The following is a 25460-nucleotide window of genomic DNA, read 5'->3' on the forward strand; positions in this document are numbered from 1 at the left end:
TGTAACATTCCGGGCCAGGCCGGCACCCCCTGATCGCCGGGAAAGTATTTACGAGTGATCAGGCCGTTGCAAGAGATAAAGCCTCAGGCCGTCCAGGCGGCGGAGACGGTTGCCTGATATGAAAAAAACTCGCCGAACGGGCCTACAGCCATAGTTATCTAGGAAACGGGAAGCCGCAAGGCACCGATGGTTTGGTTAATAGGTTCGCGCGAATGATCGTTTCGCATCGTCACAAGGTTATTTTTGTGAAGACGCTGAAGTCTGCAGGTACAAGCATTGAGCTGGCCCTGGCGCATCATTGCGGGCCGGATGACATCGTGACCCCAATCTTTCCCGCCATCCCGGCCCATGCGCCGCGCAATTGGCGGGGCTGGTTCGCCCCATGGCGCGAAGTGCGCAGCCGACAGGATCTGCGTAAAAACATTGTGGAATGCCTGCGCCGCGACAGGATCTACAACCATATCCCCGCCCGCTTTGCCCGCGCCCGGCTGCCGGCGCAGATCTGGGACAGCTACCTGAAAGTCTGCGTTGAACGGAACCCATGGGACAAGACGCTGTCGCATTTCCATATGTTCCGCAATGCGGCCTGGCACCGCCGCCATGATCCCGGGCTGACACTGGATGGATATCTTGAGAACCGGATCTTCTGCCACAACGCACCGTTTTATTGCGACGCCGACGGCGCACCGATTGTTGACCGCATCCTGCGGTATGACCGGTTGGAGGAAGAGCTTGCCACCCTGTTCAGCGAACTCGGCCTGCCGTTTGACGGGCTGCCGCAGGCAAAATCCGGCTTGCGCACAGACAGGCGGCCCTACCGCGAGGTGTTTGATCCGCGGCAAACCCGCATCATCGCCGAGGCGTTCGCACATGAAATCACCTTACATGGATGGGAGTATTGACGTGGTTGTCACAAAGAATCCGGGCCAGCGTTCCGGCGCTGTCAGAAAGAGCATCTTCACAACGGCGTTTCTCGGGCTGTCCAGCCTGCTGATGACAGGGGCTGCAGCGGGCCAGATCGAAGGAAAGCCCGCAGGAGCGCCGTTCCGGAGCGTCTTTCCTCTGAGCGGGCCAGGCGTGAACTGGTGGCGGGCAGAATACGACCACCCGGCCAATTGGCTGCAGACCGCCTGGCGCAAAGATGCCGTAGAATACGGCACCGCCGGTGTCCGTATGCTTCTGGTGCCTTCTGCAGCAGAAAACCGGGTGGAAATCAGAGCGCTGCAATCGGATGACGGAAGCCTGCTCGCAGCAGGGAAGACCTCAAAGGAGTTTATAAGCGGTCAGGTCCAGCGACGTAAGTGGTACGGGTATGGACGCTATGAAATCATCTTGCAGGCGGCGGGCGGCAAAGGTCTGATTTCCGCCTTCTACCTCTATACCGGTCCTAATTTCGGGCACAGCCACGAGGAAATTTCTCTTGAGATCCTCGGCAAGAATACGGCCAAGGCGCATGTCAACCGGTTCCGCGGCGGCAAACCGCTGGAGCAGCCGCCCTGGGTCGATCTGGGCTTTGATGCTGCCAAAGCACCGCGGCTCTATACAATCGACTGGTCCGAGGAGGCCGTCATCTGGTCCGCCGACGGGACCGAGCTGTTCCGCCTGACCGGTGCGGAGCAGGTTCCGAAACCTCCGATGAAGATCTATTTCGAGCTTTGGGCCGGCAGCCAGGAGCAGGCCCATTGGTCGGGCGTTGCCCCCAAGGACACCCGCGCCGAAGCGCTGGTTCAATGCGCCTCTTATACGCCGCCTGAAGGCGGCACTCCGGCGTGCAGTGATCTGATCATTGCCGAGTAACCGGTGTCTGCAGCTGACGCGCACGGCGGCAGGCAATGGCCAAGGCCGGCGCTCACTGAGTGGTTAGCGTGAACTCCAGCGAGACTTCAAAGACATCGCCCGGCAGCACCGGATCGTCAGGCCCCACCGCAAATACCTCGGTCCCTGCCGCCGTCCTGCGGCGGATTTTCATGCCGGTGCGCAGCGGCAGATCCGCAGGCGCCGCGCCCTGCACCGTGGCCAGGCCCAGGAACATCGCCTCACGTTTGGTCTCCAGTTCGATCTTGCGGCGGGTGTCCTGAAGCTGGGAAACGATTTCGTGCCGCCGGTTGTCCACCGCCTGCAGCAGGTCACGGCGGGTTTCGCCGATCCGCTGGCGTGCCCGGTAGATCGCGGTGTCGAGATCCAGTTCCTCGGCATTCAGATTGGTCAGGACACGTTCGGCATCCACCAGACGGCTGGCCACCACCGCACCGCGGTCCACCAGCGCGCGCAGTTTTTCCGCTTGATCCCGGGCCAGCTCAACCTGCCGCTGCTGCCCGACCAGCTTGCCGTCCAGCGCTGCAAGTTCGGTGCGGTACAGCGCAATCAGCGCTTCGTTGGATTCCACCGTGCGGACCTGGGATTCCTGCCGGATATCAAACAGAGCCGTCTCCTCCGAGAGAATCCGGTCTACGGCGTCGGCGCCGTCAGGGTGGCGCAGATTATCCGGAAAGGCGATGGCTTCAGCGCCCGCCTGTTCCGCCATCAGCCGGGCCTCCCTGGCCCGCAGGCGCACAAGCTCCACCTGGGTCCCCCGCAGCGAGCTCACCAGCCGGTATTCAGACTCATCGCCCGGTGCCTGGCTGCGGCTGCGAAACAGGCCGCCGGCCAGTGCCAGCGCCTTACTGCCGGTCATCCCGGGGCGCCAGGCATAGGCGCCAGGAGCCGCTGCATCGCCGCCAATATAAAAGGGACGGTAGCGCAGGATTTGCATCGAGACTTCCGGCGGCTGATAGAGCCCAGCGGCCGCTTGCAGCTTGGCAGCGATTTCGGCAGCGGCTTCAGAGGTTGTCGCCCCCCCGGCGGTAATCCGGCCCGCAATCGGCACCGCCAGGGAGCCATCCAAGGCGACTGCGTATTCCCCGGATAGCGCTTCCATCGTCTCATAGGCCCCAGTTTCGTCATTCCAGGCCACCACCCTCAGGACAACCGCATCCTCCGGCCCCAGCCGGTAGGCTCCGGCCGCGGCTGCCGCCGCCAGAAGGCCCCACAGCGGCAGCGCCCGAAACACCACAGCCGCCATCGCCACCATAACAGGCACCAGCCTGGATACATGCGTTCTCATCATGATTGCTTCCACCCGGATTTGACGGTCTGCATGAAGCCGGGATATTCATATTTGCGTTCGGCCCGGCGCTTAACCCCGGTCATCACCGCATAGATGTTCTGGGCGCGCAAATCGCGCAGCCGCTCGATACAGGCTTCAACGGTTTGCCGCGCCGTGGCGTTCCAGCGCGTGACCATCACCAGCGCATCGGCATGATGCAGGAAGCTCGAAACATTGCCCAGGGACAGAACTGGCGCAGTATTGATGATCACATAATCATATTCCGCGGTCAGATTTTCCATCAGCGTTTCGAGCCACCGGTCGGGCAGGCAGCTGAGATCCGTCTGCGCTGTTTCTGCCACCAGCAGCTGCCAGTAGCCGGCCCGCGCGCGGGTGATGCCGGCGATTTCCGTCCCGGTATCGGCGGGACCGGGCACCGGCCGGGGCCTGCCGGAATTGTTCTGCGCGGCATCGACCAGAATGACCGACCGGCCCCGCGCGGCCAGCGCCGCTGCCACCAGTGCCGCCGCCATTGCCTTGCCTTCGCCCGGGACCGCCGAGGTGAAGACAAGGGTTGTGCCGCCGCCCTGGCCGGTTACCCTGGACAGGAACAGCGCCAGCTTGCGGCCCTCTTCCACCAGGGTCCGTTCCGGGCCTGGCAGCGGGCTGGCAGTGCCCAGATTGTTCAGCAGCCGCGCGGCCCGCTGTTTGCGCAGAGACGACAGGCTTCCGATCACCGGCAGCCCGGCTGCCCTGCGCAGCTCGCGCCCGGTCTTGATGCTGTTGCTGGTCAGCTCAATCAGCAGCGCGATCCCCAGTCCGATCGCAAGCCCTGCCACCCCGGCAAGGGCCAGCCGCAACAGCGTCCTGGGAGAGCTCGGATCCGTTGGCGCCTCAGCAAAGGACAGCAGCCGCACCGTGGGCTGCTGCAGGGCTTTGAGCTGTGCCGATTCCGTGGCGACCTTGAGAAATTCCTCATAGGCAATCCGGTTGGCGTCGGCGATCCGGCGCAGCTTGGCCAGTTCAACCATATTGCGCGACCGGGCCTTCACCATCTCCTCCAGACCTGAAAGCTGGGCTTCGATCGAGGCAACAACCGCCGCTGCAATACTGGCCCGGGTCGCGAATTCGGACACAATCCGATTGGTTTCCAGTGCGGATTCCTCCTCGACGCGGGCGATCACCGCATCCAGCGCTGCCACTTGCGGCGCGTCTGCGCCGAATTGCTCTGCGGCACGGCTGCGCTCGATCCGGTGACCGGAAAGCTGCTGGCGCAGGTCATTCAGAATAGGAGATTCCAGCACCTGCGACGCGGCCACCGGGCCGGCGGCCGCCACCAGCTCGCGCACCTTGTTGCGCTGCGCCTCGGCCGTGACAATCTCGGTCCGGGCCGCAACCAGCGACCGGCCGAGATTTTCGATCTGCTGGTTCAGCCGGTCTGCATTGTCCTGATTGACACCGGCCACACGGGCCTGGAAATCCACCACTGCGGTTTCCGCGCCCTCCAGATTGCGCCCCAGCTCCTCGACCCGGCCGCTCAGCAGCTGCACCTGCTCCTCGATGGCCTGGCTGCGGATGCCGAGGCTGAACTTGGGGTATTCGGCAGCCACGGTATTGGCGATGGCGGCCGCAAACAATGGCGTGGCGGCTTCTGCCGACAGGCTAATGCCATAGCCGTTGCCGCTTTGCTCGATCCGCAAGACAGAGGCCAGACGATCCGCAGCCTCACCGTATTGAAGCATGTCTTCGGCCAGGGCCTCTGCCGCCGCCGCTTCCGGCACGGACTTTGGCAGCGGCACGCTGGAGACCGAAGAACTGTCCGCGGTCTCAGGCACCGGCTTGGCACGGATCAGGCCGGAAACATAGTTTTTGAACGACCCCAGCATGCGCAGCGGCAGCGGCGGCGGCCCGCTGCTTGCCAGCATCGACGCACTGGTCTCCGCGCCCAGGCTCTTGACCACCTCGATCATAAAGGCCTTGGACTGCATGGTGGTGATTTCCTGCTCCACCACCTGACGGCTGAGCGGCACGCCGGTCAGCAGGTCGGCAATCGGAGTGCTGTTCTGGCGCGGGTCCACCAGTGTCACTTCCGCGGTTGCCGTGTACCGCGGCTGAATCTGGGACAGCAGAACAGTGTTTACTGCGGTAACGGCAATGAACACCGTCCCGATCAGCAGCCAGCGGCGCCAGAAAAACAAATAGATGTCCCCCAGCCTGAGCCCGTCCCTGCGCGGCTGGGCATCAAGCGGATCATCCACCATAAAGCTGAGAAGCCCATTGTTCCGGTTCACTACAGCACTCCTTGGAAAGCAGGTCCTGAGACCTGAGAATGGAAACCCCGGCGATGCCCGCAGGGCCTGCTGTTAAGACAGGCATGCGGCGCGCCGTATGCAGAAGGCCAGTCTGCCATGTCAGCACCTCATGCCGGGCCAGACCGCGGCCAGCTCCCGGTCCAAAAGCGCCGAGAGGCCGGTATTGCGGGCCGACAGATGCTGTTCCAGATAGGCCCGTGTCTGCGGCTGCATCGGCGGTGGGCGGTCTGCGGTCATGAAACGCGGGTTGATATGCGCGAACCACCAGTAATGCAGTTTGTTCTCCAGCCGCCGCGCCAGGCTGGCAGGCCCGCCCATATGCCGCCGGTAGCGGCCCCGGACCAGCTGTCGCCCAAGCCGGTTTGCCGCCCGGTGCAGCCGGGGCCGGGCCGGGTATCTGGTCCGGTTAAACCAGGCCCGCGCCGGATCCACCGGCATCGGGCTGGCTCCCAGAAACTGCGTCACCGCATCCACACAGCCCTGCATATCGGCACGGAAATCCTCAAACAGGCAGACATGCACGCGCTCCCGCCCCAGCGCGCTGAAAAACCGCTGCAGGCCGGCTGCATAGCTCGACCCCAGCAGGATATGCGGATAGCGGATGATCGCGGCCTCGAAACTTTCGGTGGCGCGCGATGTCTTGATCAGATGCCAGTATTGCGAATACGCGCGCTGCACCGGATGGCGCAGCATGAACACCAGCTTGGCCTCCGGCAGCTGCGCCGCAATGCGGCTCGCCGCCAGCTCCGACATCAGATAGGTGGTTGAATCCTCCCCGGTCAGCCCCCCCGGCACGGCCGACGGGAAACGACCGGCATACCAATTCTGGTTCGCCTTTGCGCCTGGGCGCGGATCCCACCATTGCAGCATGCCCGCACGCACGCTCAGAAAATCAGGATGCGCAACCGGATCGTCTGCGTCAAAGAAATGCACCTCATCCTGTGGAAGCGAAATCGCCGGATGCTGGTCCAGAATGAAATGCAGCGAGGTCGTGCCGCATTTGGGGGCGCCGCCGATAATGAAATCGGGGCCACGGCGGGCCGCAAGCCCGTCAAAGGAGGCCTGTGCCTCCTCTGGGTCAAGAACAATCTGTTTCACCGCAACCGGTCCCCGGAATAAACCTTTACGCTGTGCTTCCCTCCCGGCCGGAGCCGCAGGAACACATCATTGCCATAGAAGACTAGGGCGCCGGATGGGCGCGGCAACGGTGTTCGGCCTGGAAGCCGTTTCAAACTGCAAACGCGGCGCTGGCGCGCCTGAACGCCGGCCCCCCTGCAGGGATCCGCTGTGGACAAACCGCCGCCCGGCCCGGATAGTGGCTGCAGTACTCTTTTCAGCAGGCTGCATTGTGTCCGCAATTTCCGTCATCGTTCCGACGTTCAACCGCAAAGACTACCTCCTGGAAGCCCTGGCTGCGCTGCAGCAGCAGACACGGCCGGTCAGCCAGATCATTGTCTGGGACGATGGTTCCTCGGATGGCACCCATGCGGCGGTGGCTGCGCTCAGCGATCCCCGGCTGCAGTATTGCCGGGCGGAAAATGCAGGTAAGGCAGCTGCCCTGAATGCGGCGCTGGAACTGGCCGACGGCGATTACATCTGGATCTGCGACGATGACGACATTGCCCTGCCCGATGCTGCAGAGCAGCTGGCGGGGCTGCTGGATGCGCATCCTGAAGCCGGGGTCGCAGGAGGGTGCTACAACCGGTTCCGTGACGGGCCGGAGGGCCGCGAGGTCACCGGCCCTGGCTACTGGCCCGATCTTAGCACGGGCACCCCTTTGCGCCATCTGCTGGAAGATATCTTCCTGTTCCAGAATGCCACCCTGGTACGGCGCGCGTGCTATGGCCGGACGGGCCCTTTCCGCGAAGACCTGCCGCGCTCGATCGATTATGACATGATCGTGCGGCTGGCGGTGCGCTTTCCAATACGGATGACCAGCCAGAAACTGTTCCTGCAGCGCAAGCATGACGGGCTGCGCGGACCGGCCGGCCACCGGCATGCGGCCAGTGCTGCTGACAGCGTCTGGGCGCAACAGGACAAGGTTGTGTTCCAGGGGTTGCGGGATCATCTGCCACTGTCCCTGATGGAGGCGATGTTCAGCGGCGCATCCAGGGCGCATCTGCGCCGCGCCGCCTGTCTGCAGCGCGGCGGCGCCTTTGCCCGGCACAATCTGTGGCAGGACGCCCTCAGTGATTTCGAAGCCGCCGCTGCGGCAGAGCCTGCAGCGCCGCTGGCAGCGGTTGAAACCGCCATCTGCCGCCGGGCGGTTTCGGGCAAGCACGGGGTTGCCTTCGGCCCGGATGACCGCCGCCGCCTGAACCGTCTGCGCAGCAGCGGCGCGGCCGGGCGGGCCATTGCCGCCAGCCTGGGGCGCGGCCTCTTGTGGTCCCTGCGCCGGGCGGCCGGCCGTGGCAATCCGGCCGAAACTCTGCGTCTGGCCCGGATGCTGGCCGCAACCGGGCTGCGGCTGCGGGGCGGCGCACAGGACAGCAGGCTGCGCGAGAACAGCATATTGTCGGCCGCCGCCTATACCTGGTGAGACGCAGCTAGGGCCACTGCCCTAGCTGCGCCGGGCCCTGTCGCCACCCGGCGCAAACCTGCGCCTGCTGCGCAGCCAGGCCTGCTGCAGCAGTTTTCCCATCAGGGCCGCCGTTACCGCAGGCGGCTCCAGTCCCAGCGCCGCGATACTGCGCAGATCGCCTGCCCGCACCGCGTCGATCATCCGCCGCCAGGCCCATTCCTTGTGAACCTGGCGGCAATGGCGGCGGATGGCTGCACGGGCGGCAGCTTCCAGATCCGGCCGCCCCAGCAGCGCCCGGTCCGCTTGCACCAACGCACCCAGATCTGCCGTGCTGTGCTGCCCGCTCAGGGAGTTTTCCCGGTGCACTGCAAAATACCCCCGCGGATCCACCAGCTGGAACGCAGCCCCGGCGGCCAGCGCCTGGGCATACAGCATGTAATCCTCGGCCAGCCGCAGGGTCTCGGCATAGCGCAGCCCATGCGCCTGCAAAAAAGCGCGCCGCATCAGCGGTTTGACAAAGCCCAGCTCGCTCCGCCGTCCGCGGCTGCCATGGGTATTGGCCTCGGCAAAAAAGGCCAGCGAGACCTGCATTCGGCCAAAATCCTGCGGGCTCCACAGCCGCTGCCCGGTTGCCGTCGGGGCCGTTTCGGAGACTTGGTAGATATCATCTGCCAGGAAATCGAGCCCCTTTGCCTCAGCCTCCTGCACCAGCCGGGCAATCCGGTCCGGCGCCATATGATCATCTGCATCCAGCACCGCGATCCAGGGCGCAGCAGCGGCGGCAATCGCGCGGTTGCGGGCGGCGGCAGGTCCGGCGTTGCGGGGCTGGCGCAGGACCACGGCCCCCGGCACCGGGCCGCTCAGCCGCTCAGCCAGCTCTGCAGTGCCGTCCTGCGAAGCGTCATCGACCACCAGAACCTCGACCGGAACCGTCTGGGCAAAAGCCGAGCGCAGCGCCCGCTCCAGCGTGGCTTCAGCATTATAAGCGGCAATCACGATCGCTGCGCGCGGCGCCTCTGCTGTCAGCTGTCCTGTGTGGTCCGGCCTCGCGCCCATGGCTTGCTCTCTCGCACTCACAGGCTGGTTTTCTTGAACAGCCGTTCCGGCAGTATCCGGATAATCGCCATGATCATCCGCCAAACCGGGCGCACGTAGACCACATCGCGGCCGCGTTCAACGGCGTGCAGGATCGCTTCCGCCACCTCCTCTGGCGCGGCGGTCAGCGCCCTGGGCAGGTCCAGACCTTCGGTCATGCGGGTGGCCACAAAGCCGGGCTTGACCGTGATCACCTGCACCCCTTGCCGCGCCAGCCGGTTGCGCAACCCGGACAGAAACGCGGTAAAGCCGGCCTTGGCGGCGCCATAAACGTAATTCGATGCCCGCCCGCGATCACCCGCAACCGAGCTGACCCCGACAATCGTGCCCCGTCCCAGTGCCGCCATCCGTTCCGCATAAAGCCCCAGGATCAAGGCCGGCCCTTCAAAATTACTGCGCATGACCCGCGCCGCCGCCGCCGGATCCAGCTCGCTTTCGCGCTGATCGCCCATCAGGCCGACAACGCAGACAACGATCCCCGGCGGCGCCTCGCCTGCCCCGGCGAATTCCGGCAGCGCCGATGACGCCAGCACGTCAAATTCAACCGCCTGTGCCCCGGCACCGTACCGCAGGGAAATATCCTGGCAATCCGCCGCCAGGCTCTGCGCCTCCCGGGCCGCCAGCATCACCGGGTGGCCCGCGCGGGCAAAGGCATGCGCTGCCGCCAGCCCGATATCCGACCGCCCGCCCAGGATCATCACGCCGGGTTTGGGTTCATTCATAGCAACAGCCTTTCAGATTGAGCGGAAGCAAAGGCGGTATCCAGTCCCTCTTTGCGCCGCATGGCCTGGAACCGGGCGGCACGCGGGTCGGACCGGTGCAGCGAAGCCGCCGCCATCCGCGCATCCTTGGCCAGATAAAACCGGCCGCCATGTTCCAACGTGATCGCGTCCAGCCTGTCCAGCAGCGCCAGCGCCCGCGCCGTGGCCGGGAAATCCAGTGCCAGCGTATAGCCGGGCATCGGAAAAGACAGGCCGCCACGGCCACGGCCGAACTGCTTCAGCACCGCCAGGAATGACCCCTGCCCCGCCGCCGACGTCTCAGACAGCAACGCCACCAGTCCCGCGCGGGCGCTCTGCGTCGGCAGCACGCATTGAAACTGCACAAAGCCCCGGCGCCCATAGATCCGGTTCCAGCCCAGAACCGCGTCCAGCGGATAGAAGAAGCTGTCCCAATCCACCAGGGATTCCCCTGCCCGCCGCAGGCCCTGGCGCCAGTACAGCGCATTGAACGCCTTGACCGTACAGCGATTGAGCAGCGCAGAAGGGGCATTCCAAAGCACCCGCCGCTTGCGGCGCAGCGGGGCCTGCAGCGGTGCTGCGCGCTGCGCCGGTGGCAAGTCTGCAGCCCGGGCGTGCTCCCCCAGCATCAGCAGGGACCGCCCCAGCGAGTCTCCGCTGGCCAGGCAATCGATCCAGGCCGCCGAATAGGTCGCCTCTCGGGCGGTCTCAAAGGCAGCAAGCGCGGCGTCCAGATTGGCAGCCGGCAGGGTCTTCTGGCTGATCCAGGCGCTTTCGACAGGGCGCAGGCGGATAGCGGCGCGCAGGATGATGCCGGTCAGCCCCATGCCACCCAGCGTCCATTCAAACAGCCGGGAGTTGCTGGCCGGGCTTGCTCTGGTGACAGAGCCATCCGCGCCCAGCACATCAATCCAGTCGACAAAGGCGCCGAAACTGCCCTCGCAATGATGGTTCTTGCCATGCGCATCCGCGGCAATGGCACCGCCAAGGGTGACGAATTTGGTGCCTGGCGTCACATAGGGAAACCAGCCCCGGGGCAGGAAAACATCAATGATATTGGACAGGAGCACTCCGGCCTCAGCCACCAGCCGACCGCTGCTGCTGTCAAACGCCAGTATCCGGTTGAAGCGACGCATCTCTATGGTTGCCGCGCTGCCAATGGCACTGTCGCCATAAGCCCGCCCGTTGCCGCGCGCCACCGCGCCGCCGCCGCCGGCCGCCGCGCGCAAGGCCGCCTCGCCGCGCGGCGCCGCAACCCGGGCAAAACGGCGGGGAAAGCGGCCCCAGCCCGAGATTTCCTGCATCCCCATCAGGCAGGCCGCTCCGCTGCCGCCTGGTTGAATACGTAGCGCCGGTCCAATTGATATTTGATGGCATAGCCTGCTGCCAGCCCAAGCACCGCGCCCGTCTCGCGCATCGCATCAGTACCCCAGGCCAGCCAGAATGCGGTCTCGCTGCCCCAGAAGATCGCGGTCGTGATCAGGCCCATAGCGGTATACAGGGTGAATTTCCGCCCATGTGCCGCCAGCCCCCGCGATGTGTCGGCAAAGATCCAGCGCTTGTCGAGGATGTATTTCAGCGCCAGCCCGGCAGCCGTGCCACAGAGCACCGCCGCAGCAAAGCCTGCCCCGGTGCTGCCCGCCACAACAAGCACCAGCCGCTGCACCGCCAGATTGGAAAATGTCGCCAGCACCGCAAAGACGGTATAGCGCAAGACAAGCGCCGTGCGTGTCACAGCATCGTCCCTCCCAGGGCAAACAGGAAAATCAGCCCAAGACAGATAATAGAAATGTAATCCCTGGCTGCAAAGACAACCGGATCATCATGCATCCAGCCGCGATGGGTGATCATCACCATCCGGCTCAGCCAGAACAGCAGCACCAGGCAGATGCCCCACAGCGCCTCGGGAAAAGCATAAAGCTCGCGCACACCGGGAGTATTGAGATATAGCGCCATCACCAGCACCGACATATAGCCGGAGGAAACAGCCATATTGGCCACCAGCGGCTTGTCCGATGTCCGGTAGTCGCGCCCGGCCACCTTCTTGCTCTGCGCATCGCCTTCGGCCACCAGTTCGGCCTGCCGCTTCATCGCCGCCAGCGCAAAGAAGAAGAACATCGAAAATGCCAGCAGCCAGACCGACAGCGGGATTCCCGTGGCCACGCCGCCGGCAATGATGCGCAGGGTATAAAGCCCGCCAAGAGTGCAGATGTCCACCACAAGACGGCGCTTGAGCAGGAAGGAATAGACCGTGGTGACCCCATAATAAAAGGCCATCACCGCCGCAAACAGTGGCCCCAGCGCAAAGGCGATGCCAAACCCCGCCAGCAATAGCCCCGGTGCCAATGCCGTGCCCCAGGAGAGCGGCAGCTGCCCGCTGGCAAAGGGGCGCTGCCGCTTGCGCCGGTGCTGCCGGTCTGCTGCCAGGTCCAGAAGATCGTTCAACAGATAAACCGAAGAGGCAATCAGGCTGTAGGCGGCAAAGGCCGTCAGCGCCTGCAGCAGGGTCATAAGGTCGAGCTGATGCGCAGCCATCAGCGGCAGGAAAACCAGGACATTCTTCAGCCATTGATGCGGCCGCATCGCCCGCAGCAGCGGCCGCAGGCGTGGCTCTGCAGGCGTGAGATGCAGCACCTCTTCTGCCGCGCGCGCAGCCTCTGCCTTAAGCCGCGCAGACAGGCCCACGGTGATGGCTTTGTCCGCGCCGCGCCAGACCGCCAGATCAGCCCGGGAATCGCCGATATAGGCATAGCCTTCCGCCCCGTAGAGCGCCTCCAGCCGGGCCGCCTTGGTGGCGCCTTTCAGGTTTTCCTTGCCGTCCGATCCATGGGCCTCATCAAACAGCCCCAGATGGTCTGCAATGCGCGAAACAATCCTTTGATCCGACGCCGAGACCAGAGCCGTGCGGCCGCCTTGCTGCCGCCAGGTCTGCACATAGGCAATCACATCCGCATTGTAGGGCAACAGTGCCACATCCACCGGTCCGGCCTGTTCCAGAAACCGTTTCAGCTGCGCCCGGCCCTGGATCAGCCTGCCCAGCATCGGCAGCGCATTGGCCCAGCGTTTGGACAGCGCCGACCAGGCGGTCTCATACAGCATATCTGTCCGTATCAGGCTGCCATCAAGGTCCACGACAAGCACCGCACCGGCAGTATCCGCCTGCGGAACAGTTCCAAACATTCCTGAATCATCCATATCAATCCCGCAGCAAATTTGGGGGGGTACACATAAAACTGTCCGGTGCCCAATTCAGCTCCCAAGGGGCGGATCAGGCATACGATTAAGAAATCTAGGGCAAATGTCCGGGTTGTCTCAGGAAATTGCACGACACGGCACGCCAGCCGCCCGATCCGGGCCCTGCGCTTGACGCAAGAACAATGAGTATGGTTACCTGCAGTGCAACGAGGGGGCTGGCAGCATGAGAACGCCGCAGCGGAACCTGCGCAGCGCTTTTGGGTGCCGGAAGGCGGACCGGTTTGGAGTGCTGCTTCTTTTTCGGAATGAGTTTGCCGCGGAGAGGGGCACATCGCCATGCTTTGCAGGGCAGCCGCCTCATCCGCTCAAAGGTGTGTTGATGTCAGTTTCAAATAAGTTTTGCCATGCAGCCTGCCTCTGCGCCTCGCAATAAGGTCGCCATCGCGGTTTGCACCTATGCGCGCCAGGCGGATCTGGAAAAGCTGCTGCTGTCGCTTCAGGACTTGCAGGTCCATGCATGCATCGAGCTGCGGCTGATCGTCGTCGACAATGATTCCGGCAGAAGCGCTGAACCGCTGGTGACAGCCTTTCAGTCCCGGCTGCCCTGGACGGTTGACTATGTCCATGAGCCGCAAGCCGGCATCCCCTTTGCCCGCAACCGCGCGCTCCGCGCCGCAAGCGGCGATGATTACCTGGCCTTTGTGGATGACGATGAAACCGTCGACCCTCTGTGGCTGAACGCGCTGATGGACGCCGCCCGCAAGACCGGCGCCGCCTTTGTTCAGGGACCGCTGACAATGACCGTCGAGGACGCGCGCGACCGCTGGTGGCTGCAAAGCGGGTTCTTCCGCCAGAAGCGCTTTTCGGATCTCAGCCCGCGGCAGGAGAGTTGGACCAACAATGTGCTGATCGATCTCGCTTTTGTGGCCAAGCACAACTGCTGCTTCGATGCCGCGCTGCAGTTCGACGGCGGCTCGGACACACTGTTTTTCCAGGATATTGTGGCTGCCGGGGGGGAAGGCCGGTTTGCCGCCCATGCGATGGTCTATGAGATCCAGAAGAAAAGCCGTCTTACCTGGAAATGGGCCACATTGCGCCAGTACCGCTATGGCATCACCCGGGCCAATACGGTGCTGCTGCGCAAGCCGCGCGGCTATGCCGGGCTGTACTGCGGCCTGCGCGGTACAGCCATGGTCGGCCTGGGGGTGGTCGCCCTGTCGCGCGGGCTGGTCCGGGGCCGGGCCGGGCTGGCGGATGGCATCGCCCTGATCGCCCGCGGCGCCGGGGTCATCTCCGGCTTTTTCGGAGCCCGGCGGCGAGAGTATGCGCGGTGAGCTGCAGAATTGACATCTGTGTCTGCACCTTCCGCCGCCCGATGCTGGCCGAGACGCTGGAGTCGCTGCGCCAGGTCGAACCGCCGCCGGGCTGCAGCCTGTATCTCCTGGTGGTCGACAATGACGACACGCCATCGGCCCGCGCCCTTGCGGAACAGGCCTGCCTGCCCTTCCCTGTCACATATATCCATGCGCCTGCTCGCAATATCTCGATTGCCCGCAACGCCGGGCTGGAGGCCGCGCAGGGTACATTCCTGGCCTTCCTGGACGATGACGAAAAGGCCGGGGCGGACTGGCTGCTGCAGCTGCATGGCGAAGCCGTCCGAAGCGGCGCAGATGCGGTGTTCGGTCCCGCAGTCTCAGTCTATCCCGAGGGCACCGAAGCCTGGATGATCGATGGCGATTACCACTCCACAAAGCCGCCACCCGGCCCGGCTGAGCTCACAACCGGATGCACCGCCAATGTTTTGATCCGGCGTACCGCCACCAGCGTCGCCGGGCTGCGTTTCGACCCGGCCTTGGGACGCTGCGGCGGTGAAGACACGGTCTTTTTCCGTCAGGTGTTCGTCAGAGGCGGGAAGCTGCGGTTTGCCCCGCAGGCGGTCGTCTATGAAGACGTGGCCCCCCAGCGCCTGTCTCTGGGCTGGCTGCTGCAGCGTCGGCTGCGGGCCGGCCAAAGCCATGCGCATGCGCGCATCCTGACGTCCCCGGTTCCGGTCAGAACACGTCTCAGCCTGCTGTTTGCCGCCCTGGCCAAAGGCTGTTTCTGCGCGGCCATGAGCGGCCTGTCCGTCGGCAGCAGGGCCAGGCGCAACTTCTGGCTGATCCGGGGCGCCCTGCATCTGGGCGCCGCCAGCAAGTGCTTCGGCATGCGTGAACAGACCCTCTACGGCACCTCGTAGCCGCTTGCGGTCTGCGCCGCCCTTCCAGGCTGTCTGGACCAGCCTACCTGAACTGGCCTACCTGAACCGACCTGCCGCAAGCAAGATCCTGCTGATATGGGTCACCGCCGCGCAAGCGGATTGCACCGGAGCCGGGAATCATATTCGAAAGCCGATCAAGAGGCCGCGCAAAGATATCCCAAACAGGCAGCACACCGCCATATTGCGGCTGATCCTGGAAGATAGCGTGTCTTCAGCAACAAGATACACAATATCTTGCGGTACCGATGGTGGTCACATATGATTTGATCATGGCGGTAAATATCGCAATAATTGATTGCGGGGGAATCTCTGCAACTCTGAATGGAGACCACTGTATGAGACATCTGCCGGTAAGCGCACCCAGCTTTGCTGTTGCCTCGGGTGTTGTCCTGATGCTGTTCGGCGCCCCTTGGTGGCTGGCCGCCGCGGCTTTGCTGCTGGGCGCCCCGTTTTTTGTTGCTGTCTGCTATGTGATCTGCACCGCCGTGCTGCCCTGCGACCCGGCCCTGCGCAAGCAGCGCCGTTAACGCTGGCTCCCCCGGTCGCCTTGTACCAGCCCCGCCTGCACCCAGCCGGGTGACCTCCTGTTCCGCTTTCAGCAGCCGGTGCGCCTGATGACCACCAGCCAGGTTTTGAACAGGATCATCAGATCCAGTGGAAAGCTCATGTTGCGCAGATAACGGTGATCCATGGACACTCGGTCTTCGTAAGACACGCTGTTGCGCCCCGACACCTGCCAGATGCCGGTGATCCCCGGTTTCTGCGCCAGGTAGGATCCCGACCGGCCGCCGTATTTCCCCAGCTCTTCGCCGGTCACCGGGCGTGGCCCGACAAAGCTCATGTCCCCGCACAGCACGTTCCAGATCTGCGGCAGCTCATCCAGGCTTGATTTGCGCAGGAAATCCCCGAACCGCGTAATCCGCGGATCATGAGCCAGTTTGCGGCTGGCCTCCCATTCCCTTGCCGCATCCGGATTGCCGCCCAAATAAGATTGCAACTTCTCTTCGGCATCCGGCACCATGGTGCGGATCTTCCAGCATTTGAAGCTGCAGCCGCCCCGGCCGACCCTTGCGTGCCCAAAAAAACCAGTCCCGCCGCCGCACCTGGTGATCAGCCATAGAATGGCAATCAGCGGCGCAATCAGCGGCAGCAGCGCTGCGGCCAGAAACAGATCGAATACACGTTTTCCTACTCTGCGGTACAGCCCCTCCCAGACCATCCGCTCGGCTGTCTCTATCCCCTTGCGGCCCCCCGAAATCTCAAAATTTTTCAGTTGGCCCTGATACTCAGTAACATTTTTCATACCCACTACCCAAAACAACACATCAGGACAACTTGGGACGACATAGAACTGCTTACTGAAATTCCCCCCTGACAAGCGTTATTTTTAGCGTGTTTCTTCAGAAAGTAAATTTTTACCTAAACTTTCCAGCAAATGCCCATTGGGAAAGATGTTGCAATCCCGCCGAAAATCCCGGCGCCAGCGAGGCTTCCAGCATTCGCAATATTGCCTGGAGGCGCCGCAGGGTCTCGTGCCGCAGCCGCGGGCACGCATAAAAAAACGGGCCCCAAAGGACCCGTTTTCTGCAATCACGTCAGCGCCAGCAGCGCCGTCAAAATTACTTGGTAGTGGTGGTGGTGGTGGTGCCGCTGGAATCTCCGTCATCGGCAATCACAGCAACAAATACGAGGCCTGCGGCGATACCCGCTGCGGTGCCTGCGGTCAGGCCGGTGCCTGCAATGCCAGCTTTGGAGGTGGCGGCAGGTGCTGTCGCGGTCTGGGCGGATGCGGTGGAGGCCAGGGCGGTCAGGGCCAGGGCAGTCAGGATCTGTTTCATCTCAAAACTCCTTTGGAGAACTGTGCAAGAGGGTATCGGAGCCGACCTTAGGGGAGGCAGGTTTCTATTTCAACGTACGCAATAGCAGCAAAACTGTTGAAATACAGTTTGCGGCGTTAATTTTTCAGCTCCGTTGCTGCAAAACCGCGGAAAACGGGCCGAAATCCGCCTTAGATCACGGCTCTCCCATTCCAGATCACAGCCGCAGCAGACGAATCCGCATGTAGCCGATCTCTGGCCCGGCCCATTGTCGCGACTGCCAGACCTGCGCCCGGCCCGGCCGGGAATCGACCCAATAGTCATTGACCACCGTGCCGCCGCCTGCGCCTTCCAGACTGCAACGTTCCTGCAGATGGCGGGTGGGGTGGGTCACTTCGACGATTTCCACGGCCGCGGCCCCCAGGTCGTGCAGGCTGCAGGCCATTTCAAGCGTGGTCTGGCCGTTGCCGTCGGCACGCACGGTGTAGCGCCGGGCACCGCCGCGCGCCGGTCCCGCCACCCCGTCTGCGGCCGGCACCTGCGCGGACAACAATCCACCGCCCAGGCCCCGGGTGGCAATGACCATGCCTTGGCGCAGGCTAAGCGATACATTGTCCTGGGTACGCCAGATGGCAATGCTGCCGGGATGGCTGTCGCGACGCGCCAGTGACGGGGTCAGAAAGGCGGTGACCTCGCGGTTCTCGATGGTGACCTCGATATGGGCCAGGGTCTGCTCGTCCAGGAGTGCCCGGGTCAGCTTGGGCGGCGGCGGCGCCTTGCGGCGCCCCCGGAACTGCTCGGCCACCGCCTGTATCACTTCCAGCTCCGCCGGTGTCTTTTCTGGGCCACGGGCACAGCCCCCCAGCAGCAGCAGCGCCGCCGCCAAGGCGGGCAGGAAACGGATCATGCTCATTCCCAGAACCTCGCACGCTGATCTTCCAGGTTCTTGCGGTGGGCCGCGCGCACCGATCCATAAAGCCGGTCCGGCACCGCCACCCGCTGGCCGCCGTCCCGCTGGGTCGGGCGGATGGTCAGGCCGAAACCGGACCGCGACGGCTTGCCCAGCAGCCAGTCGACCGGAATCCGGAAGCGGAACCCCTTGTCAAAGGAGCCTTCGCCGAAATCCTCGGCGGACACATTTGTCAGGGTGAAGAAGGCGCCGACCAGGAAACCGTTGTCGAACTCCCGGTTCAGGCTGAAGGTGCCGCCGTAATCGCCCGCCAGGTAGCGGCCCGCATCCACTTGCATCAGATAGCCCTTGCCCAGCTCTGCATAGGCCGAAGCATGGCCGGTGAAGGTGCGGTAGTCGCGAAAGGAAAACCGCTGGTCGAAATCGCGCTGCACCACATAGTTAGCCTCCAGCCCAAAGCTGATGCGGCTGTTCACAGGCTTCCACAGCATCTCGCCGGAGACGCCGCCGTACATGCTCTCGAACAGGCCCGCGGTGGCGCGGGCATAAAGGTTGCGCCCGGGTTTCCACAGGCGGCTCACATAGAGGTTTTCCAGAGTGGTGCCGAATTGGGCGTATTCGTTCTGATCGGTGCGCACATGCGGCAGCACCGAATTGGAGGCGCGGCCGTTCTTCACATTGCCGGCCAGCCGCTGGCGGATGGTGCCGGCAATGCGCCAGCCCGGCGCCGGTTCATAAGAGGCCGCAAAATCGAGACCCGCATCCAGCCGGAACGGTTTTTCGGGATCGAAATAGGCAGGCTGGGTATAGGGGCTGATGGAGGTGGCAAAAGCCGGATACAGCTCACCCGAGAAGATCGCATCCTCAGGCAGCGGTCCGGCAGCGTGGACACCGGCGGCAGCGAACAGCGCATCCGAAGCATCCGCATCAAACTCCAGCGCCTCCAGATCGGACCGGCGGATCTCGATGGTGGACAGGCCGATACCGCGGCGCACCGGCACCAGGCGGAAAGTCTCCACCGAGGCCGGCAGCGACTGGGCCAGGGCGCGGGCGGCGCGCCCTGCAGCTTGCGCGGCCGACCGGTAGCGGTTGTTGCGGTAGCGCAGCTCGACAGTGGTGCCGGTGAGGGTGATTGCCTCCAGCACCAGCCCATCGGCCTTGAGCGTCTCGGCCGCCAAATCACGGAACTTCTGTTTCTGGGAGGTGCTGGCCATCCACTCCTGTTTCCAGCTATCCGCTGGACCGGCCCATTGCACCCGCGGCTGCACCGGGTGCGGGGCGGGCACCGCCATCGGCGTGGGCGGGTTATTCGGATTGAGCTGGATCTGCGCGGTGATGCCGATTTCCGAACCATAAAGGTAATAGGCGCCCAGGCGCAGCCGGTCGGAATACTGGTATTCCACCCCGTAGTTGATTGAGGACTTGCGGTCGAACACATCGGAGATCTGCGTTTCGGTCACATAGGCATCGGTGGAATATTCCGCCTTCAGGCTCCAGCGCTCATCGGGCTGCCACTCGAAGCCGCCAAAAGGCGCGAAATCGCCGCGGAACCACTGGTCGGTGGACAGTTCGCCGCCGGTGCTGCCGCCCACGAATGTCGGGCGATTGCCGCCGATATTGCCGATGGCGCCCTGGCTGCCAAGCCGCCCCCAGCCCAGCCCTGCCGAGACCTTCAGACGACCGGGAGCGCGGCCCCAGCCCAGAGCGGCGGCCTCAAACCGTTTCGTGGCGACGAAATATTCCGCCGCATAGACCCCGGTGCCGGCAAAATCCTGCAGCCCCATCGTGACCTCAGGCAGCCAGCGCCGTTCGCGCCAGAGCCGGGCACGCACATCAAAGCCACGGTCGTAATAAGTGTCAAAACCGAACAGGTTCAGATCCTGGATGCCGTTGTAGCGGAAGCTGGCCGACAGCCAGGGCAGCGCCTGGAAGGTGATGTTGTAACGCGAGGTGCCGCCGAACCAGGAATAGGTGACTGCATATTGGCCGTCCGGCAGCATATCCGCGCTGGGGGTGTCGATAATGCCGGGGCTGCCATAGAAATTGAGGCTCGGGGGCGGCAGCGGCTTCAGCCGCGGGGCGGCGGCTTCGGTTCCTGGCGCCGCGTCATGGCCTGCGCGGGTGATCTCCGGCCCCGCAGCCCAATGCTGGGCGCTGGCAGGCAGTGCCATCAGCCACAGCGCGGCGGCCAGGGCCGCCAGCCGCATACCGCAAAGCCGCCCACGGGCTGCGGTCCTGCACAAAAGGGGGAGGATCGGGGTCACGGGAAACCTGCCTTTGGAACTGCCTGCGCCGGGTCTTGCTGCCCGGCTCTCTCACCTGTTGCCCTGCTTAGAACATGAATGGCCGGGCCGGATCAATTGCCACCGCCCTGGCGCCAGAAGTTTCCCGGCCACTGCAGCGCCGGCGCCGCACCCGCGCCGTGTCTTGCAAAGACCGCCCGGCACCAGTCCTGATACTGGCCCTGATACCGGCCCGATACCGGCCCGATACCGGACTGTCCCCAGGATCAGGAGGTCTTGCGCCCGGGCGCCAGCGGCTGGCAATAGCCCTCGACCCAATGCCGCACCACCTGCAGCGCCGCGGCCTCGTCGCCCGCCGCCACTGCCTGGCGCAGGCTGCGCAGGAAGCCTGCGACCTGGATCTCCGACAGCACGGTTTCGCGGGCGCAAAAGATTTTCTGATGGCGGGTGTGGATCAGCTCCTCGCTCAAGGTCAGCTCCTCCTCCATCTTCTCGCCGGGGCGCAGCCCGATGATCTCGATGGCGATGTCGCCCTCGGGGTTGTCCGCATCGCGCACCGTGTGGCCAGTGCTTTCGATCACCTGGCGGGCCAGCTGCAGGATCGGCACCGGCGCGCCCATATCCAGCACAAAGACCTCGCCACCCTGGGCCATATCGCCCGCCTGCAAGACCAGCTGCACCGCCTCGCTGATGGTCATGAAAAAGCGGCGCACATTCGGGTCGGTCACGGTGACCGGGCCGCCACGGCTGATCTGCTCCTGGAACAGCGGCACCACCGAGCCGGAGGAACCCAGGACATTGCCAAAGCGCACCATGGTGAACACGGTGTTCTGGCCGTGGCGGGTGGCCAGGTCCTGCACGATCAGCTCTGCCATCCGCTTGGAGGCACCCATCACATTGGCCGGGTTCACCGCCTTGTCCGAAGAAATCAGGATGAAGCGCTCGACGCCTGCCCGCGCCGCGGCGCGCGCCAGCGTCTGGGTGCCAAAGACATTGTTGGCCAGTCCCGGCAAGGGGTTGGCCTCAACCAGCGGCACATGTTTGTAAGCGGCCGCATGCAGCACCACCTGCACCTCATGGGCATTGAGCACCATCCGCATCTGGCGCGGATCGGTGATCGAGCCCAGCACCGGCACCAGCGCGATGCCTGCAGCCTCGGCCAGCGGCCCCAGTTCCTGATGCACGGTGTAAAGCGCCAGTTCGCTCAGCTCGAACAGCACCAGTTTCGACGGGCGGCAGGCCAGCACCTGACGGCACAGCTCCGAACCGATCGAGCCACCAGCGCCGGAGACCAGCACCGATTTGCCCTGATAAGAGCCGGCGGCTTCCTTCAGCGGCACATCGCGCGCGGCCCGACCCAGGAAGGCTTGCGGCGCCACCGGCGTCAGCTTGTCGACCAGGGCTTCTTCGCCGATGAGCTGGGCAAAGGAGGGCAGCGCCTGCACCTCCAGCCCCAGCTGCTGCAGCCGCTGGGTGATTCTGGCCTGGCGCTGCTGGCTCTGCGAGGGCATCGCCAGAAGCACCCGGCGGATCTGGCGCGCCTGCACGATTTCAGAGATCCGCGTGGGCGCAAAAACCGGCAGCCCGACCAGCGTCAGCCCCTGCAAGGAGGAATTGTCATCGGCAAAGGCCACCGGGTCGATGCCGTCATGGGATTTCAGCGCCTGGGCCAGCTGGGTGCCGGTGGTGCCGGCGCCGTAGATCAGCACCCGGCAGCGCGGCTGGGCACGGCGATAAACCGCCAGCACCACCTGCAGCATTGCCGCGCGGGTCACCACCATGAACAGGAAATAGCAGATTGCAAACACCACATAGGTGCCGAAACCCAGCGGCGGCCCGAAGCCCGCTGCCAGCAGGGCCAGCCCCAGCGCCGTGCCACCTGCCAGCAGGGCGCTTTGCGCCGCGGCGTGGCGCTCATAGGCGTTGAGCTGCACATGCGGCAACCCCAGCCACAGCGCCAGGGCGGCTGCAGACGCCATCACATAAGGCAGGACCGGCAGCAGCGCCCCCAGGGTCGCAAGCGCCGGATCTGGCAGCGGCTGCACTTCCAGAGTGAACAGCAGCGCCAGCGGCAGCAGCACCAGGTCCACCGCCAGGAAGACATAGGATTTCTGCCTGCGCGATAGCGCACTGATCAGATTATACATGCCTGCCCGTCCTCAACTGCCATGTGCTGCTGCCTGCACTTTAATGATCCTGTTTATCCTGCGGCCCTGTCGTGCCTGCCCACAAAAGCCCAGGCAGCAGGGAAAATAGTAAAACCAATGCAGCGCGGCAGAGGCCTCCCGCACCGTTCTTAAAACGCATTTCCTATCATAACCGGTTTTCTCTCTCTTACCCGGTTTTCCTCTGCTAAAAAACCGCGAAACGGCGAAAAACCGCCGCTTCTCCCCCGCGATTGCCACACTTGCGCTGCAATCGCAGGCCGGCCTCCGGCATGGGCCGCAAAAACAGTCAGGGCGGGAAAGAATACGCCCTATATGCTATCCCCGGCGGAATATATTGCCAATGGTCTGAAACACGATGTCGAAATCAAAGCACATGCTCTGATGGCGCTGGTAGATCAGGTCCAGCCGCGCCTTCATCGGCACGCAAAGGCGGGAATAGACCGCATCTGTCTGGGCAGAGGTTTCGCAGCGCGCCAAAAGCGCCGCCTCATGCTTGTGATAGGTGATCGAAGCCAGGCCAGTGACCCCGGGGCGCGATTTCAGCACTTCGGCATAAAGCGCAGGGTTTGCCTCGACATATTGACGCAGCGGCGGGCGCGGCCCGACAAAGGACATGTCGCCCTTCAGGATGTTCCACAGCTGCGGAAACTCATCCAGCCGCTTGCCGCGCAGCCAGGCGCCGGTCTTGGTGATGCGGGCCGATTTGTCGCCGCCGGACACACCGGTGTCGGTCTCCACCACCGTCATGGTTCTGAGCTTCCATAAGTTGAACGGCTGATCCACCCCCTTCATCCGCTCCGCCACATAGAACAGAGGCCGCCCCTCTTTCCACAACAGCCAGCCCATCAAGAGCAGCAAGACCGGACCCAGAACCGCAATCAGCAGGCTGGCAAAGAAAAGGTCGAACAGCCGTTTGCGCCAGGTCATATTGTCTCTTTCATCAGGTTATTCATTCACCATATCAGGCTCTAATGCAGCCCATTCGGCGGCCATGGCCGCCGCATCCGCCGCCGCCAGCCTTGCCGCCAGCAGCATCTGCAGGCGGGAGACATCCAGCGCCACCTCCGGGATCGCCGCGGGCGGCGCCGGGCGGAGGGCAAAGGGTTTACCCGCCGCCTGCAAAAGCGCGCCCATTTCCACCGTGCCGGGCTGCGCAATATTCAGCACGGGCGGCAGCTCTGGCGCCATCAGCAGCGCAGCCAGCACCTGCGCCAGGCACTGAACCCCGATATAGCTGCGCCGGGGCGTGCTCCCGTCCGGGAAGCGGTCCAGGGTGAAACCCGGCTGCCAGCCCCCCAAGGCGGCATCAAAGCCGGCGATATTGCCGATCCGCAAGGCACAGGCCGGCACCGCCAGCTCTGCCGCTAGCGCAGCCGCGCGCGCTTCCATCTCTGCCTTGGCTTCGCCATAGGCATTGGCGGGCTGCAGCGGGGTCTCTTCAGCCAAAAGCCCGGACCGGGCGCCGTAAACCGCCGCCGAGGACGCCAGCAGCACCCGGCAGCCCGCACCTGCGCCAGCGGCGGCCCGCACCGCCGCTTCGCCCAGGCGGATATGGTCTGCCATATCTCCAGCCCCGCGGCCCGCACCCCTGCCCGGCACCGGTCCCGCCAGGCAGAGAATGGCATGGGCGCCGTCTGCGGCGCGGGCCAGCGCCGCAGGTTCCGCCAGCGGATCGAAGACGCGCCAGTCGCCCAGCCCGTTTTCAGCCCAGCGGTCCGCCGCGCCCCGGCGCGCCTGCAGCCGCAGCGCCAGACCGGCAGATGGGCCAGCAGACAGGCCAGGGGACAGGTCGGCGGGCGGGCACAGCTGCAGCAGCTGCCCGATGCGCCCTGTTGCGCCCAGAACCAATACGGCGGGTTTCGCCATCGCTGCTGCCCGTTCCTGTTGAACCCTCTCGCTCAGCCCAGTATCCTCTGCGCAGACAAAAATCAAAGCGGTTCCCCCCGGGCGCAGGCCATGGCGGATCCCGAGCGCTTGAATGGCAGACATCTCATGCTGAAACTTCTTCCCTGGCTGGCGGCTGCCGGCCTTTGCCTTCTGCCCGCAGCCTGTTCCCGCCTGCCCGGCGGTGCCCCGGCCAGCGAGGAGATCCTGAAAGAGGCAGGCGAAGCAGATGCCAATTTCGCGCTCTATTCGGTGAACCGGGCACTGCTGCCCACCGTGGCCGCATGGCCCGCCACCGGCAAGCAGGAGCGCCTCAATTGGCTGCACGGCCATCAGGGCGCCAAGACCCAGATCATCCAGCCTGGCGACCAGCTGACCCTCAGCATCTGGGACAGCAACGCCAATTCGCTGCTGACTGCGGCGGAGCAGAAAATGGTGCAGCTGCAGGACATGAAAGTGGCCTCCAACGGCACCATCTTCATGCCCTATGTGGGCGATGTGAACGTGAACGGGCTGACCCCGGACCTGGCGCGGCGCAAGCTGCAGGACGCGCTGGAACCGGTGGTGCCCTCGGCACAGGTACAGCTGGCGATGGCCGAGGGGCGCAACAACTCGGTTGATCTGGTCTCCGGCGTGGCCCAGCCCGGCACCTATCCGATGCCCGACCGCAATTACACGGTGATGGGGCTGATCTCCGCAGGCGGCGGCATCAGCGCCAATCTCAACAACCCGCAGATCCGTCTGGTGCGCGGACAGAGCATTTACGGCACTTCGATCGATAACCTCCTGAACAACCCGCGCCTGGACACCCTCTTGCGCGGCGGCGACCGGGTGTTTGTCGAAGAGGACGAGCGTTATTTTCTCTCCTTCGGAGCCACCGGCGAGGAAGACCTGCATATTTTCTCCAAGGATGAGATGTCGGCGATGGACGCCATGTCCGTTGCAGGCGGCTTTCAGGACGGCAAGGCCGACCCCCAGGGGTTGTTGATCCTGCGCGAATATCCCGCGGCCGCGGTGGCGCCCGGCGTGCGCGGGCCGCGCCAGCAGCGGGTGGTGTTTTCGCTGGACCTGACCTCCGCCGACGGGCTGTTTTCAGCGCGCCAGTTCCAGATCAACCCCGGCGATCTGGTCATGGCCACCGAATCGCCGATCAACGACGCGCTGACGATCTCGAATATCTTCGGCAACTTCTTCGGCGTCTTCAGCCGCGCCAGCAATATCTGATCCGTGCCT

At 64.2% G+C, this 25460-nt stretch carries 22 protein-coding genes; 7 read left to right on the forward strand and 15 right to left on the reverse strand.

What is annotated here, in order from left to right:
• Positions 1 to 212: 212 nt before the first annotated feature.
• Together ACP151_RS16510 and ACP151_RS16515 are read left to right on the forward strand one after the other, a co-directional pair.
• On the forward strand, positions 213 to 902 hold the full coding sequence (locus ACP151_RS16510) for a hypothetical protein (RefSeq protein WP_424979998.1): 690 nt from the start codon (positions 213 to 215) through the stop codon (positions 900 to 902).
• On the forward strand, positions 871 to 1797 hold the full coding sequence (locus ACP151_RS16515) for a family 16 glycosylhydrolase (RefSeq protein WP_424979999.1): 927 nt from the start codon (positions 871 to 873) through the stop codon (positions 1795 to 1797). The genes ACP151_RS16510 and ACP151_RS16515 overlap by 32 nt, the downstream gene beginning before the upstream one ends.
• Before the next feature lie 52 nt (positions 1798 to 1849).
• On the opposite strand, the gene ACP151_RS16520 is transcribed toward ACP151_RS16515, so the two are convergent.
• The 3 genes from ACP151_RS16520 to ACP151_RS16530 all read right to left on the reverse strand — a co-directional run bounded on the left by ACP151_RS16520 (position 1850) and on the right by ACP151_RS16530 (position 6495).
• Positions 1850 to 3103 (reverse strand): polysaccharide biosynthesis/export family protein, encoded by a 1254-nt coding sequence (locus tag ACP151_RS16520; protein WP_424980000.1) that lies wholly within the window; start codon positions 3101 to 3103, stop codon positions 1850 to 1852.
• Positions 3103 to 5376: a GumC family protein gene (locus tag ACP151_RS16525; RefSeq protein ID WP_424980001.1), complete on the reverse strand. Its 2274-nt coding sequence runs from the start codon at positions 5374 to 5376 to the stop codon at positions 3103 to 3105. Before ACP151_RS16525 ends, ACP151_RS16520 begins: the two co-directional genes overlap by 1 nt.
• Before the next feature lie 120 nt (positions 5377 to 5496).
• Positions 5497 to 6495: a sulfotransferase family protein gene (locus ACP151_RS16530; protein ID WP_424980002.1), complete on the reverse strand. Its 999-nt coding sequence runs from the start codon at positions 6493 to 6495 to the stop codon at positions 5497 to 5499.
• 250 nt (positions 6496 to 6745) lie between these two features.
• Here ACP151_RS16530 and ACP151_RS16535 point away from each other — a divergent pair, with 250 nt between their 5' ends.
• A complete protein-coding gene (locus tag ACP151_RS16535) occupies positions 6746 to 7936 on the forward strand; it encodes a glycosyltransferase family 2 protein (protein ID WP_424980003.1) in 1191 nt (396 codons plus the stop codon).
• 21 nt (positions 7937 to 7957) lie between these two features.
• On the opposite strand, the gene ACP151_RS16540 is transcribed toward ACP151_RS16535, so the two are convergent.
• Genes ACP151_RS16540 through ACP151_RS16560 form a run of 5 tightly spaced genes read right to left on the reverse strand, consistent with a single transcriptional unit; the run spans position 7958 to position 12933 of the window.
• Positions 7958 to 8974, reverse strand: a complete 1017-nt coding sequence (locus tag ACP151_RS16540) for a glycosyltransferase family 2 protein (protein WP_424980004.1) — start codon at positions 8972 to 8974, stop codon at positions 7958 to 7960.
• A gap of 17 nt (positions 8975 to 8991) precedes the next feature.
• Entirely contained in the window at positions 8992 to 9735 is a 744-nt protein-coding gene (locus tag ACP151_RS16545; protein WP_424980005.1) for an SDR family oxidoreductase, read from the reverse strand.
• Positions 9732 to 11063 (reverse strand): FAD-binding protein, encoded by a 1332-nt coding sequence (locus tag ACP151_RS16550; RefSeq protein WP_424980006.1) that lies wholly within the window; start codon positions 11061 to 11063, stop codon positions 9732 to 9734. The genes ACP151_RS16545 and ACP151_RS16550 overlap by 4 nt, the downstream gene beginning before the upstream one ends.
• Entirely contained in the window at positions 11063 to 11488 is a 426-nt protein-coding gene (locus tag ACP151_RS16555) for a GtrA family protein (RefSeq protein WP_424980007.1), read from the reverse strand. The genes ACP151_RS16550 and ACP151_RS16555 overlap by 1 nt, the downstream gene beginning before the upstream one ends.
• Positions 11485 to 12933 carry a UbiA family prenyltransferase gene (locus ACP151_RS16560; RefSeq protein WP_424980008.1) on the reverse strand — a complete coding sequence of 483 codons (1449 nt, stop codon included), beginning with the start codon at positions 12931 to 12933 and terminating at the stop codon, positions 11485 to 11487. The genes ACP151_RS16555 and ACP151_RS16560 overlap by 4 nt, the downstream gene beginning before the upstream one ends.
• Before the next feature lie 419 nt (positions 12934 to 13352).
• Between ACP151_RS16560 and ACP151_RS16565 the strand changes: the two genes are divergently transcribed.
• The 3 genes from ACP151_RS16565 to ACP151_RS16575 all read left to right on the forward strand — a co-directional run bounded on the left by ACP151_RS16565 (position 13353) and on the right by ACP151_RS16575 (position 15732).
• Entirely contained in the window at positions 13353 to 14282 is a 930-nt protein-coding gene (locus tag ACP151_RS16565) for a glycosyltransferase family 2 protein (RefSeq protein WP_424980009.1), read from the forward strand.
• Positions 14279 to 15184 carry a glycosyltransferase family 2 protein gene (locus ACP151_RS16570; protein ID WP_424980010.1) on the forward strand — a complete coding sequence of 302 codons (906 nt, stop codon included), beginning with the start codon at positions 14279 to 14281 and terminating at the stop codon, positions 15182 to 15184. The genes ACP151_RS16565 and ACP151_RS16570 overlap by 4 nt, the downstream gene beginning before the upstream one ends.
• A gap of 356 nt (positions 15185 to 15540) precedes the next feature.
• A complete protein-coding gene (locus ACP151_RS16575) occupies positions 15541 to 15732 on the forward strand; it encodes a hypothetical protein (RefSeq protein WP_424980011.1) in 192 nt (63 codons plus the stop codon).
• Positions 15733 to 15800: 68 nt separating this feature from the next.
• Here ACP151_RS16575 and ACP151_RS16580 read toward each other — a convergent pair whose 3' ends face one another.
• The 7 genes from ACP151_RS16580 to ACP151_RS16610 all read right to left on the reverse strand — a co-directional run bounded on the left by ACP151_RS16580 (position 15801) and on the right by ACP151_RS16610 (position 24209).
• Entirely contained in the window at positions 15801 to 16508 is a 708-nt protein-coding gene (locus tag ACP151_RS16580) for a sugar transferase (protein ID WP_424980012.1), read from the reverse strand.
• Positions 16509 to 16824: 316 nt separating this feature from the next.
• The gene (locus tag ACP151_RS16585; RefSeq protein ID WP_424980013.1) at positions 16825 to 17043 is read right to left on the reverse strand and encodes a hypothetical protein; all 219 of its coding nucleotides are present in this window, start codon (positions 17041 to 17043) and stop codon (positions 16825 to 16827) included.
• 196 nt (positions 17044 to 17239) lie between these two features.
• Positions 17240 to 17935 carry a YjbF family lipoprotein gene (locus ACP151_RS16590; protein WP_424980014.1) on the reverse strand — a complete coding sequence of 232 codons (696 nt, stop codon included), beginning with the start codon at positions 17933 to 17935 and terminating at the stop codon, positions 17240 to 17242.
• Complete coding sequence (locus ACP151_RS16595; protein WP_424980015.1) at positions 17932 to 20139, reverse strand: YjbH domain-containing protein; 2208 nt, start codon at positions 20137 to 20139, stop codon at positions 17932 to 17934. The genes ACP151_RS16590 and ACP151_RS16595 overlap by 4 nt, the downstream gene beginning before the upstream one ends.
• Before the next feature lie 302 nt (positions 20140 to 20441).
• A complete protein-coding gene (locus ACP151_RS16600; protein ID WP_424980016.1) occupies positions 20442 to 22322 on the reverse strand; it encodes a polysaccharide biosynthesis protein in 1881 nt (626 codons plus the stop codon).
• A 336-nt stretch (positions 22323 to 22658) separates the two neighbouring features.
• Positions 22659 to 23270: a sugar transferase gene (locus ACP151_RS16605; protein WP_424980017.1), complete on the reverse strand. Its 612-nt coding sequence runs from the start codon at positions 23268 to 23270 to the stop codon at positions 22659 to 22661.
• Positions 23271 to 23288: 18 nt separating this feature from the next.
• Positions 23289 to 24209 carry an NAD-dependent epimerase/dehydratase family protein gene (locus ACP151_RS16610; RefSeq protein ID WP_424980018.1) on the reverse strand — a complete coding sequence of 307 codons (921 nt, stop codon included), beginning with the start codon at positions 24207 to 24209 and terminating at the stop codon, positions 23289 to 23291.
• Between the two features lie 126 nt (positions 24210 to 24335).
• Between ACP151_RS16610 and ACP151_RS16615 the strand changes: the two genes are divergently transcribed.
• Entirely contained in the window at positions 24336 to 25451 is a 1116-nt protein-coding gene (locus tag ACP151_RS16615; protein WP_424980019.1) for a polysaccharide biosynthesis/export family protein, read from the forward strand.
• Positions 25452 to 25460 lie beyond the last annotated feature (9 nt).

It is taken from the genome of Leisingera sp. S232, assembly GCF_049800895.1.
Classification (GTDB): domain Bacteria; phylum Pseudomonadota; class Alphaproteobacteria; order Rhodobacterales; family Rhodobacteraceae; genus Leisingera.